At 67.5% G+C, this 12143-nt stretch carries 12 protein-coding genes; 4 read left to right on the forward strand and 8 right to left on the reverse strand.

Features of this window, described 5'->3' with window-relative positions:
* Positions 1 to 161 precede the first annotated feature (161 nt).
* Genes guaA through guaB form a run of 5 tightly spaced genes read right to left on the reverse strand, consistent with a single transcriptional unit; the run spans position 162 to position 5601 of the window.
* The gene (gene guaA, locus PFY01_RS12240; protein ID WP_271041472.1) at positions 162 to 1724 is read right to left on the reverse strand and encodes a glutamine-hydrolyzing GMP synthase; all 1563 of its coding nucleotides are present in this window, start codon (positions 1722 to 1724) and stop codon (positions 162 to 164) included.
* Complete coding sequence (locus PFY01_RS12245) at positions 1721 to 2434, reverse strand: 5'-methylthioadenosine/S-adenosylhomocysteine nucleosidase (RefSeq protein WP_271041473.1); 714 nt, start codon at positions 2432 to 2434, stop codon at positions 1721 to 1723. Before PFY01_RS12245 ends, guaA begins: the two co-directional genes overlap by 4 nt.
* A complete protein-coding gene (locus PFY01_RS12250) occupies positions 2431 to 3732 on the reverse strand; it encodes an RsmB/NOP family class I SAM-dependent RNA methyltransferase (protein WP_271041474.1) in 1302 nt (433 codons plus the stop codon). The genes PFY01_RS12245 and PFY01_RS12250 overlap by 4 nt, the downstream gene beginning before the upstream one ends.
* 9 nt (positions 3733 to 3741) lie before the next feature.
* Positions 3742 to 4137, reverse strand: a complete 396-nt coding sequence (locus PFY01_RS12255) for an MAPEG family protein (RefSeq protein ID WP_271041475.1) — start codon at positions 4135 to 4137, stop codon at positions 3742 to 3744.
* Positions 4138 to 4143: 6 nt separating this feature from the next.
* Positions 4144 to 5601 carry an IMP dehydrogenase gene (gene guaB, locus PFY01_RS12260; protein ID WP_271041476.1) on the reverse strand — a complete coding sequence of 486 codons (1458 nt, stop codon included), beginning with the start codon at positions 5599 to 5601 and terminating at the stop codon, positions 4144 to 4146.
* Between the two features lie 127 nt (positions 5602 to 5728).
* On the opposite strand from guaB, the gene PFY01_RS12265 reads away from it, so the two are divergent.
* Positions 5729 to 6274 (forward strand): DUF2061 domain-containing protein, encoded by a 546-nt coding sequence (locus tag PFY01_RS12265; protein ID WP_271041477.1) that lies wholly within the window; start codon positions 5729 to 5731, stop codon positions 6272 to 6274.
* 4 nt (positions 6275 to 6278) lie between these two features.
* Here PFY01_RS12265 and PFY01_RS12270 read toward each other — a convergent pair whose 3' ends face one another.
* A complete protein-coding gene (locus PFY01_RS12270) occupies positions 6279 to 6989 on the reverse strand; it encodes an RlmE family RNA methyltransferase (RefSeq protein ID WP_055753232.1) in 711 nt (236 codons plus the stop codon).
* A 72-nt stretch (positions 6990 to 7061) separates the two neighbouring features.
* Here PFY01_RS12270 and PFY01_RS12275 point away from each other — a divergent pair, with 72 nt between their 5' ends.
* The 3 genes from PFY01_RS12275 to PFY01_RS12285 all read left to right on the forward strand — a co-directional run bounded on the left by PFY01_RS12275 (position 7062) and on the right by PFY01_RS12285 (position 9794).
* Positions 7062 to 7523 carry a peptidylprolyl isomerase gene (locus PFY01_RS12275; protein ID WP_017504078.1) on the forward strand — a complete coding sequence of 154 codons (462 nt, stop codon included), beginning with the start codon at positions 7062 to 7064 and terminating at the stop codon, positions 7521 to 7523.
* 128 nt (positions 7524 to 7651) lie between these two features.
* Positions 7652 to 8749 carry a glycosyltransferase family 4 protein gene (locus PFY01_RS12280; protein WP_271041478.1) on the forward strand — a complete coding sequence of 366 codons (1098 nt, stop codon included), beginning with the start codon at positions 7652 to 7654 and terminating at the stop codon, positions 8747 to 8749.
* Positions 8742 to 9794 (forward strand): glycosyltransferase family 4 protein, encoded by a 1053-nt coding sequence (locus PFY01_RS12285; protein WP_271041479.1) that lies wholly within the window; start codon positions 8742 to 8744, stop codon positions 9792 to 9794. Before PFY01_RS12280 ends, PFY01_RS12285 begins: the two co-directional genes overlap by 8 nt.
* Here PFY01_RS12285 and PFY01_RS12290 read toward each other — a convergent pair.
* Entirely contained in the window at positions 9740 to 10951 is a 1212-nt protein-coding gene (locus PFY01_RS12290) for a glycosyltransferase (RefSeq protein ID WP_271041480.1), read from the reverse strand. The two genes, PFY01_RS12285 and PFY01_RS12290, sit on opposite strands and share 55 nt — an antisense overlap.
* Entirely contained in the window at positions 10948 to 12135 is a 1188-nt protein-coding gene (locus tag PFY01_RS12295; RefSeq protein ID WP_271041481.1) for an O-antigen ligase family protein, read from the reverse strand. Before PFY01_RS12295 ends, PFY01_RS12290 begins: the two co-directional genes overlap by 4 nt.
* Positions 12136 to 12143 lie beyond the last annotated feature (8 nt).

A 12143-nucleotide genomic window follows, 5' to 3' on the forward strand; every position in this document is an offset into this window, starting at 1 on the left:
ATTTGGCCGCGACTCGCAAGCAGGCGACGATCCTGGTAGCGGATTTGTAATCTCGTCGAAGAGCGTGGGTTAAGCGGGAAAGTAGGTGCAACCTGCACGCCGGCGCACTGTGCGGTTTCGAAGAATACCTGCCACTTGAAAGAACCGACGGACGTCCTGCCCTATTCCCACTCGATCGTCCCGGGCGGCTTGGACGTCACGTCGTAGACGACGCGGTTGACGCCGCGCACCTCGTTGATGATGCGGGTGGCGGTCTTGGAGAGGACGTCCCAGGGGAACTGGTAGAAGTCTGCGGTCATGCCGTCGGTGGAGGAGACGGCGCGCAGGGCCAGGACCTTTTCATAGGTGCGGGCGTCGCCCATGACGCCGACGGTCTTGACCGGCAGCAGCACGGCGAAGGCCTGCCAGATCTCGTCGTAGAGGCCCGCCTTGCGGATTTCATCTAGATAGATGGCGTCGGCCTGTTGCAGGGTCTCGACGGCATCCGGCGTGATCTCGCCGGGGATGCGGATGGCCAGGCCCGGTCCGGGGAACGGATGGCGGCCGACGAAGGCGTTGCTGAGCCCCAGTTCGCGGCCCAAGGCGCGAACCTCGTCCTTGAATAGTTCGCGCAGAGGCTCGACCAGTTTGAGTTTCATATAGTCCGGCAGGCCGCCGACGTTGTGGTGGCTCTTGATGACGTGGGCCTTGCCGCTGGAAGAGGAGACGCTTTCGATCACGTCCGGATAGAGGGTGCCTTGCGCCAGGAATTCGGCGCCCTCGATCTTGGCGGACTCGCGATCGAACACCTCGATGAACAGCCGGCCGATGGTCTTGCGCTTGGTTTCGGGGTCCGAAATCCCGGCCAGCTCGCTCAGGAATTCCTTCGACGCATCAACATGCACCAGCGGGATATTGTAGTGCTCGCGGAACAGGGTCGTGACCTGGGCGGCCTCGTCCTTCCTCAACAAGCCGGTGTCGACAAAGACGCAAGTCAGTTGATCCCCGATGGCCTCATGGATCAGAACGGCGGCGACCGAGGAGTCAACGCCGCCCGACAGGCCACAGATCACCTTGGCGTCGCCGACTTGTTCGCGGATTTGGGCGATCTTTTCGTCGCGATAGGCGGCCATGGTCCAGTCGCCCTTCAAGCCCGCGATCCCGTGGGTGAAGTTCTTCAGCATCTGATGGCCGCGCGGTGTGTGCATCACCTCGGGGTGGAACTGCACACCGTAGAAGCGACGGGCCTCGTCGGCGATCACCGCATAGGGTGACCCCTCGGACGAGGCGACCACGTCGAAGCCTTGCGGAATGGCGACGATCTTGTCGCCATGGCTCATCCAGACCTCTTCGTTCTCGCCGACGGGGGCCAGGTCGGCCAGCAGGGGCGAGGTCTTCTGAACCGTGATCTCGGCGCGGCCGAACTCGCGGGTATGGCCGCCCTCGACCTTGCCGCCCAGTTGCTCGCACATCGTCATCTCGCCGTAACAGATGCCCAGCACCGGCACGCCGGCCTCGAACACGCCCTGCGGCGCGCGGGGACTGCCCTCTTCATGCACGCTCTCGGGACCGCCCGACAGGATGATGGCCGCCGGGTTCATGGCCGTCAGAGCTGCCTCGGCCTTCCGGAACGGATGGATCTCGCAATAGACGCTGGCCTCGCGCAGGCGCCGCGCGATCAACTGCGTCACCTGGCTGCCGAAGTCGACGATGAGGACCTTTTGGTGGTCTTGCGGCGTGGTCATGACGTGATCGAATCCGGGGCAGGAAGATGGGCGGGGTCTTGGCCGGGCGGGGCCGATATTTCAAGGGCGGGGAGCTCAAGAGCGGCGGGGCCGTCGGCCTCCAGCAGGGCGATCAAGCGATCCAGGGCGACGGCCAGGGTCTCGTCCACATGATGCAGGGTCGAGGTCCAGTCCTCCAACGCCTTCAACTCGGCGCGACCGTCCGACACGCCGCGCAGGGCGATCAGGGGCACACCGAAGGTCTGGGCGGCGCGGACCAGGGCCCAGGTCTCCATGTCCACCATCTCGGCGTCGATGGCGTCATAGGCGGCGCCGGAGACGACATTCGCACCCGTAGAAAGGGAGGCCGTCGGCACGCCGGGGATCGGGCAAGGCAAAGACAGGACGGCGGGCTGGTCCAGCAACGGCGTCACGCCCTTCGGAAAACCGAGCGGGCTGGCGTCCATGTCGCGATAGGCGACGGACGAGGCCTGATAAACCGCCGCATGCTCCAACACCCGCGACCCGCACGAGCCCACCGATACGATCAGATCCGGCAGATCGTTCGCCGCTTCCAGCCGCGCCAGGGCGGCGCCCAGGCTCACGGCGGCCTCCACCGGACCGACGCCGGTCATCAGCGGCGTGATCCGGGCCTGAAGGTGCAGGCCGTATTCCGCAGGCGCGGCCATGACGTAGAGCAGCGAAACCCCGCCATGCCGCGCCAGCTTCATGCCGCGCGCTCGTAGACGGCGGCGAAGAATCCGTCGGTGTCGGCCGAGGCTGGCGACAGCCGAAGGCGCGCCCCGGACGCCAGCTCGGCGAACTTCGCCTGAGCCGCCTCGGTCAGTTGCGGCGCCGACAGGACATCGGCGACGGCGACCGGGCGGAAGTCGGGATTGGCGGCCTCGAAGGCGTCCACGCTGGCCTCGTTCTCGCGCGCCAGCATCGAGCAGGTGACATAGACCAGACGACCGCCCGGCTTAACCAGCTTGGTCGCCTGGCTCAAAATACGCACCTGCAAGCCGTGCAGCTTTTCGACCTCCTCGGCTGTCAGCCGCCAAGCATCCTCGGGCCGACGACGCCAGGTGCCAGATCCCGAACAGGGCGCATCGACGAAGACCAGATCGGCCTGCCCGTTCAGGTCTTCCAGACCGCCGCCGTTCTGACCGATCAGGACCAGATCCGCCTCGACGCCCGCGCGTTGTAGACGCGGGCGGATGTTCTCCAGACGCTTGTTCACGACATCTGACGCGACCAGCTTGCCCTGTGCGGACATGGCCTGCGCCAGACCCAGCGTCTTGCCGCCGCCGCCGGCGCAGTAATCCACCACCGTCATGCCGGGTGCGGCGCCCGCCAGCCAGCAAACCACCTGGCTGCCTTCGTCTTGGATTTCGAACCGACCGGCCTTGAAGCCTTCCAGCGCCTGGATGTTGGGCGGCGGTTCCGACGGCACGCGCAGGCCGACGGCCGACCAGGGCGTGCGCGACACGTCCAGCCCTGCGGCCTTCAGTTCGGCCTCGACCTCATCGACCGTGGCGGCCGCATCATTGACGCGCAGGTCGATCGGCGCGCGCGGCGCCATCAGGGCGTGGGCTTCCTCGGCCCAGCGGTCGCCGAAGGTGGCCTTGAAATCCTCGACCACGAACTCGGGCAGGCCGGCGGCGACCCAGCCCGGCAGTTCGCCCTGACCGGCCGTGATGCGGCTGCGCTCCTGTTTGGACAGCGGGCGCGGACCATAGCCGTCACCGGAATGCAGGGCCTCGATCTCTTCCAAGGACAGGCCGTCGATGGCGTGCAGCGAACCGATGACCAGAGCCCGACCGTCTTCACGCCCGCCCATGATCCACGACAGGCGGCCGCGCGCGCGCAGCACCTTATAGACCCTATCGGCGATGGCGCGCCGGTCCTTGGACCCGGCGTAGCGGTTGGCCGTGCCCCAGGCCTTCATGACGGCCTCGGCCGGTTGGCGGCCTTGGGCGATGGAGTCCAGGACGGAGGCGGCGGCGGCTAGGCGAGCGGCTGGGGTCAATTCAGGCTTTCAAACGAAGAACAGGGACGCCAGGACCATGACCAGTCCCGCAAGCGAGACCACCCAGACCAGCGACCGGATATAGGGAACGCCGAAGGCGTAGAGCGGCACATAGAAGACCCGCGCCCAGAAATAGAGCGCCGCGCCCCACACCGTCAGGGCGCTGGACGCGCCGATGACGTGAGCGATCAGCACCGCGCCGATGAACAGCGGCAGGGTTTCGTACAGATTGGCCTGGGCGCGTTCGAGACGGCCGGTCAGCGGCTTCTTCGCCTCCGGCGTCTCGTCGCGCGGACCCGCATTCCATTTCGAGCCGAACTCGGCCGTCCGCGCCCCGGCGGGCAGGAAGATCTGAACCAGGGCGAGGATCAGCGTCAGGGCCAGATAGGTGAGTTCGGTCGTCATGGTCGCCTACCCCTGCCGATAGTTGGGTGCTTCACGCGTGATCATCACGTCGTGGACGTGGCTTTCACGCAGACCCGCACCGGTGATGCGCACGAAACGGGCGCGCTCCTGGAACTCAGGAATGGTGCCGGCGCCGACATAGCCCATGGAGGCACGAAGACCGCCGACCATCTGGTGCAGAACCGGGCTGATCGGGCCCTTATAGGGCGTCTGACCCTCGATGCCCTCGGGCACCAGCTTCTCGGACGAGACTTCCTTCTGGAAATACCGGTCCGCCGAGCCGCGCGCCATGGCCCCCACCGAGCCCATGCCGCGATACGACTTGTAGCTGCGGCCCTGGTACAGGAAGACCTCGCCGGGGCTTTCGTCGGTGCCGGCGAACATCGAGCCCATCATGGCCACGTTGGCGCCGGCCGCGATGGCCTTGGCCAGGTCGCCCGAGTATTTGATGCCCCCGTCCGCGATGACCGAGGCGCCCGTGCCCCTGGCCGCGCGCGCGGCGTCCATCACCGCCGTCAGCTGCGGCACGCCCACGCCGGCGACTATGCGGGTGGTGCAGATGGAGCCGGGACCGATGCCCACCTTCACCGCATCCGCGCCTGCGTCGATCAGGGCCCGCGTCGCATCATAGGTCGCGACATTGCCGGCGATGATCTGTAGCCGGTTGTTCTCGCGCTTGATCCGCTCGACCACCTGGGCGACCGAGGCCGAGTGACCGTGGGCGGTGTCGATCACGACCACGTCGCAACCCGCTTCGGCCAGAGCCATCGCCCGCTCGTAGCCGGCGTCGCCGACCGTCGAAGCCGCCCCGACCAGCAGACGCCCCTGGTCGTCCTTGGCCGCGTGGGGGAAGGCCTGGGCCTTCTCGATGTCCTTCATGGTGATCAGGCCGACGGCCCGATAATCCTCATCCACCACGATGACGCGTTCGATCTTGCGGGTCTTCAGCAACTCGCGCGCTTCATCGCGGCTGGCGCCCTCGCGGACCGTGATCAGGTCGCCCGTGGTCATCAGCGAGGCGGCGGTGACGTTCAGGTCGCTCTCGAAGCGCATGTCGCGGTGGGTCAGCATGCCGACCAGCTTGCCCGTCGCCGGATCCACGACGGGGAAGCCGGTGATCTTCTTGCGCGCCACGATCTCGCGCACTTCGCCCAGCGTCGTCTGCGGGCCGACCGTCACCGGATTGACTACCATCCCGCTCTCATAGCGTTTGACGGCGCGGACCTCGTCGGCCTGCTCCTCGATGGTCATGTTGCGGTGCAGAACGCCCAGACCGCCGGACTGGGCCATGGCGATGGCCAGACGGCTTTCCGTCACCGTGTCCATGGCGGACGACAGCAGCGGGATGTTCAGTTTGATGTCGCGCGTCAGCTGGGTCGAGACATCGACCATCGCCGGCATGAACTCGGATGCGCCGGGTTCCAGCAAAACATCGTCGAAGGTCAGTCCTTCGCGTATCTCCATAGGGAGTCTCCGTTTTGCGGGCCGCGTATAACGGGATGCGGGGGTCGGGGGCAAGGCCGATTGCGGTTATAGGCCTGATAGATTTTATTGCTTTGCAACCCGCAGGGCCGCTCACCATTCTCTCCGCATGGTCGGCGTCATCCTCAGCACCGCGCGCAAACTGGCTCTGAAGATCGCCAGCTATGGCGTCATGCACCTGATCGTCGCCATCCTGGTCGCCTTCGCCATCACTCGCGACTGGCGCATCGCCCTGGCCGTCGGCATGGTCGAGCCGATCTTTCAGACCATCGCCTACACCGTCCACGACCGCATCTGGCACAAGGTCGAGCGGCGTCGCATGGCCTCCAATATCGAGGAGGCGACAGAGGCCTTCACCGCCCGCCTCGACATCATGTCGCCCGAGGAACAGCGCCGCTCGCACGACGCTCATCACGGCCACAGCCACACCCTGCCCCGGTCGTTCAAACAGATCGCGCTGAAGACCGTCACCTACGGCGTCATGCATTTCGCCGTGGCGGTCGCCGTGGCCTACGCCCTGACCAACGACATCCGCACGGCGCTGACCATCGGCATGGTCGAGCCTCTGGTGCAAACGCTCTTCTTCGCCCTGCACGACCGCATCTGGTCGCGCCTGGAAGATCGCAGAGCCCGCGCGAGCGCAGCCGCCGCCTGACGCGTCAGCGCTTGTTCAGCGCGACCAGAAACACCTCGGCGCTGTCCTTCCGGCTCGACGCCGGCTTGACGTATTTCACCGTCTCGAACTCCTCGCGCAGCCGCGCCAGAACCCCGCCCGCGTCCCCGCCCTGGAAGTTCTTGGAGACGAAATTTCCGCCGGGCCGCAGCGTGCGGATGGCGAAGTCGGCGGCGATCTCGATCAGCGCGATGATCTTCAAATGGTCCGTCTGGCGATGTCCGACCGTATTGTGCGCCATGTCCGACAGCACCAGGTCCGGCGCCCCGCCGATGGCGTCGATCAGCTGCTGGTCCACACCCGGATGGGTGAAATCGGCCTGAAGCAGGGTCGCGCCCGGGATCGGCGCGATCATCAGCAGGTCGACGCCCGCCACCGCGCCCGCCCCCCGGTTTAACGCCACCTGGACCCAGCCGCCGGGCGCCGCGCCCAGGTCGATGACCTTTGACCCGCGCTTGATCAGCCGGAACTTGTCGTCGATCTCGATCAGCTTGAAGGCCGCGCGCGAGCGCCAGCCTTCGGCCCGCGCCTTTTCAGACCATTTGTCCGACAGCTGGCGTTTGATCCATTGCTGGCTCGACATCGACTTGGTGTCGGCCGTCTTCATCTTGGTGCCCATGCCGCGTCCGGCGGCGGTTCCGCCGGTGGGCGGTTTCACCATCCGGCGGCGCTCTTGGGGCTTTTCGTCTTCGCTCATCGTTCCCACATAGCCCCGACCGGCGTTGCGGGCTATGTCCCGCCTCAAATCAACCCAAAGAGGACGACCGACATGGCCGACACCCTGACCTTCACCCTGGACACCGGCGACGGCGAAGCCCGCGACGTGGTTATCAAGCTGCGCCCCGACCTGGCCCCCGGCCACGTCGAACGCATCACAGAGCTGGCCAAGGAAGGCTTCTACGACGGCGTGGTCTTCCACCGCGTGATCCCGGGCTTCATGGCCCAGGGCGGCGATCCGACCGGCACCGGCACCTCGGGCTCCAAGAAGCCGAACCTGAAGGCCGAGTTCTCGGCCGAGCCGCACGTGCGCGGCGTCTGCTCGATGGCCCGCACGTCAGACCCCAACAGCGCCAACTCTCAGTTCTTCATCGTCTTCGACGACGCCACCTTCCTGGATCGCCAATACACCGTCTGGGGCCAGGTCGAATCGGGCATGGAACACGTCGACGCCCTGCCCAAGGGCGAGCCGCCGCGCAGCCCCGGCAAGATCGTCAAGGCGACGGTCAACTAAAGCGAAAGCGGCAGAGTTGGACTTCGTCCAACTCGGATTAGATTTCGCGCAACGAGAATGTGCGCAATCTTGACGTTTCTCGATGATGGCTTTCAGTTGCAACGCTGAGCCATCGTCGGGGGACGACATTGCGCATTCTTCTGGTCATCGAGCCGTCCGGCGGCGGCTCGGGGCGTCATGTGGTCGATCTGGCCCGCGCCCTGATCGGAAGCGGCCATCAGGTATCCCTGATCTGGTCGCCACGCCGCGCCGAGCCTTGGTTTCCGGCCGCAGTCGCCGCCCTTCCCCTCCACGCCAATGAACGCTTGCCGATGAGGCGCAGCGTCGGACCGTGGGACGTCGCCGCTCTTCACGCCCTGAACCACCTGATCGCCCGCCTCGGCCCGTTCGAGATCGTTCACGGCCACAGCGCCAAGGCCGGCGCACTGGTCCGCCTCGCCCACGCGCCCGGCGCCGCCAGGATCTACACCCCTCACGCCCTGCCGATGATGGGCCCGGCCAGCCTGACGACGATCATCGCCGGCGCAACCGAGGCCTTGTTGGCCCGGTCCGGCGACGCCATCATCGCTGTCTCCGAGGAAGAGGCCGCCGTCGCCCGTCGCTGGGGGCTCGGCGGAAACCGCTTGCACATCGTTCCCAACGGCTTGGCCGCGCCGCCCGCCAACGATCGTCTCGCGGCCCGCCAAGCCCTCGGCATTCCGGACGCCGCTCTGGTCATCGGCTTCGTCGGCCGGTTCTGCACCCAGAAAGACCCCGTCCGGTTCGCCAACGCCGTCCGCCGGGCGAATGCCATCGATCCGCGCATCACCGGCGTCATGATCGGCGATGGCGACCTGGCCCCGTCGGTCAGGACCGCCGCCGGCGACGCCCTACGTCTGCTGGGCGCACGCGACGCTGCGCCGCTGATGGCGGGCTTCGATCTTTTCGCCATGACCAGCCGTTATGAGGCCGATTCCTACGCCATGATCCAGGCGGCCGCCCTGGGTCTGCCGATCGTCTGCACCGATGTCGGCGGGATCGGGCGTCTGATCCAGGCCGGCGCGCACATCGACCGCCTACCCGTCGACGCTTCCCCCGATCACCTGGCCGAGGCGATGCGCGCCGCGCTGGCCAGCCGCGTCGTTGCCCTGCCGATTACGCCGGGCCTGCTGTCCGACTCACGCATGGCCGAACAGACCGTCCGGATTTACCGCGACGCCTTCGCCCGCAGACGCCTGGGTGGCTGAGCCCGTCTTCATCAACGGCCGCTTCCTGACCCAGCCGATGAGCGGGGTTCAGCGCTATGCGCGTCAGATCGTCCGCGCCCTGGACCAGCGCCCCGGCGCCGCCGACCGTTACGTCCTGCTGACGCCCCCCGGCGCCGATAACCTAAACCTGCTCAACATCCCGACCCGCACGATCGGGCGCGTGGGCGGCCACCTTTGGGAACAGACCGCCCTGGCTTCTGCCGCGCGCCATGGCCGCCTGCTTTCCTTAGGCGGTTCGGGCCCGGTGCTGCACCGTCGCCATGTCGTCGTCATCCACGACGCCGCCGTCTTTCGTCATCCTGAGCATTTCCGAACAGGCTACGCCGCCTTCCACCGCGCCCTGAACAGAATCCTGGCGCGCCGGGCGCGGCTGGCGACCGTCTCCGAGTTTTCCCGGCGCGAGTTGGCCTCGGTCCTCAACCTGTCGCCCGACAGCATCGCTGTCGCCCCGAACAGCGCCGACCATCTTCGCATCGTCACGCAAGACCCCGCCGTCATCGAAAGCCTAGGCCTGACGACCCGTCCCTACTTCGTGGCCTTGGGTAATCTGACGCCGAACAAGAATCTCGCCGTCGCCATCCACGCCCTGTCCCATCTTGCAGACCCCGCCGTTCGACTGGTCCTCATCGGCGACCGACCCGCTGTCTTCGACCGTTCCACCTTTCCGGCCGACCCGCGCCTGATCTTCGCCGGCCGTCGCTCGGACGCAGAAATCGCCGCCCTGCTCGGCGGCGCGCGCGCCCTAGACTTTCCCAGCCTCTACGAAGGCTTCGGCATTCCGCCGCTGGAGGCGATGACCCTCGGCTGTCCGGTCATCGCCTCCGACATCCCCGCCACGCGCGAGGTCTGCGCCGACGCCGCCCTCTATTTCGACCCTGCCGACGACGCAGCCCTGGCCGCCCATATGGCTGAACTGCTCAGCCGACCGGATGACGCTCGCCGCGACGCCGGCCTTCGCCGCGCCGATCATTATGCTTGGTCACGCTCGGCCGAAGTCATCGAAGCCCTTCTGCTCAGCACCTGACGATAGACGGCCCTGTGCGCCTCGACGATCGACGCCTCGGTCCAGGCCGGCGCTCCAACCGCCGCGAAACGCCAGCGTCCCGGCTGGTCCACAGCCGCCTGCATCGCCGCCGTCAGCGCGCCTGCATCCCCCGGTTCGATCAAAGCTGACATGCCCGCCCCCTGCGCCGCCTCCGGCAAGCCGCCGATGCGCGAGGCGATCACGCCCAGCCCCTGCTGAACCGCCTCCGCGACGCTGCGTCCAAAAGGCTCGGCCCACACCGCCGGCGCGACCAGCACATCCACTCTGGGCCAGAACGCCTCCGCCTCCACCTGCCCCAGCCAGACGATGCGCGGATCCTCATACGCACGCCTCAACGCCTGCACGTAATCCGCCTCGCCCTGCCCGGCGATATTCAGCGTCCAGTCGCCGCCCAACCCTTTCGTCGCCGCCAGCAGAACCTCGATTCCCTTTTCCGGCTCGACCCGCCCCAGAAACCCGAACCGCATCGTCGGCGCCTCGACCAAGGACGGTTTCGGCGCGATCGCCGCCGCACCCGCGGCATTGCCGATCACCGACCCTGGCGTCCGCCGAAAATAGCCGGCCGCCCAATGCGTCTCCAGCAAAGGCCCGCTGAGGCCGATGACATGATCCACCCCTTGCGACCGTGATCGGTTGCCCGCCGTCAGCAGAACACATGATGCACACCGCCGCTCGCAACGCTGCCCGCGTCGAAACAGCGACGCCCGCGCGCACAGCATCGACCAGTCCCTCAGCGTCTGCACCAGCGGCAGATCCCGCCGCGCCGCCGCGCGATAGACCGACAGCGAAAACCCTGTCGTCAGGTGCAGATGGATCAGATCCGGCCGCACCCGCGCGACCGCCCGATCCACCGCCTGATCCATCAGCGGATTGGCCGCCTCCAGCCCATGCCAAACCGCGCGCCGAACTGCCGATCGCCGCGCGCCCTCATAGGGCCAGTACAGGTTTCGCAACGGCAGCCGCTGCACAGGCACGCCGTCGATCCGTTCGTTCACCGTCTCGCGCCTCGTCGTCAGCGACAGCACCGACGCCTCCACGCCCGCCCGCCTCAACCCCTGGGCTAACTGCGCCACGCTGCGTTCCGCCCCGCCGACCTGCGCCGGCGGATACAGGGTGTTGACGATCAGCACCCTCACGGCGCAAGCGGCCTTCGCCAGGCCAGGGCGCCCACCAGACAGCACAGGAAGACCATCCCCACCCCCTGCGTCAGGTCCTCGCCGAACATCGCCGCCAGCACATAGGCCGACAGCGGCGTCAGCGCGTCCAGCCGCGCCGCCGACGTCAGATGCAGCCCCAGCAGCACCAGCGCGCTCACCACACCCGTCGTCCGCGCCGTGAACAGATAGCCGTTGTGACTGACCGACAGCGCCCGGAACGCCCCCATGTCGTCCGCCGACGACCACCCCGCTCCCATGGGCCGCTCCACGACCAGATTGACGGTCCGCCTCCAGGTCAGAATCCGTCCGGCCAGATTGTCCCGCAGCGCCGTCCTGTCGAACCGTCCCGCGAACCGGCCGCCGTCGAGGTCGATCCGCCCCTCCTGCAAAGCCGCCACGCCCGCCGCCAGCACGCAGACCGTCAGCGCCACGCCCAGCGGCCGAACCCGCTCGCGCCAACGCCAACCGACGACCATCCTCGCCAGCCCCGCCAGCATCGCCGCCATCATGCCGCCCCGCGACAGAGTGCTGACGAACCCCAGAACCGCCACGCCGACGCCGCCCCACGTCGTCCCTCGCCGCGCCCAGCGCCGTCCCGCCAGCATCACGCCTGCTGGGACCGCCAGTCCGATCATCGCCATCGCCGCATTCGGATGTTCGGCCAAGGTCGTCAGTCGCACCTGGGCGGCCGTGGTGGTCACCATCGCGCGCGGCGACGCCAGCCCCACGGCCTGCAAAGGCTCCAGCCCGACCAGCATCGCCAGCCCATAGGTCGCCAGATGACACGCCGCACCGGCCAGCACGGCCCAGAGGAACAGCCGCCGCCGTCCTTCATCTCTCAGGATCAGGCTCGCAACAGCCGGCGCCGACAGCGCCGAGGCGATCCACCGAAACCAGAAGGCCGCATCCCCGACGTTCAGCCGATCGCCGACCGGCGCGACCTGAACCAGCAGCGTCATCACCAGAAAGCCCGCCGCGACCACGCCCGATGCCCTCAGAACCGGCGCCATGCCTCGCCACGTCACACCTACCAGCGGCAAGGCGACCGCGAGCGCCAGATCCCCCAGCCGCGGCCCGCTGACCTGCCCCGGCGTCAGAAACAGCGGCAAGGTCACGCCCAGGCCGAGCAGACCCAACGCCACCCGCTCATAGGCCGCGCGCACCTGCGACC

This window comes from Brevundimonas vesicularis, from assembly GCF_027886425.1.
GTDB lineage: Bacteria > Pseudomonadota > Alphaproteobacteria > Caulobacterales > Caulobacteraceae > Brevundimonas > Brevundimonas vesicularis_C.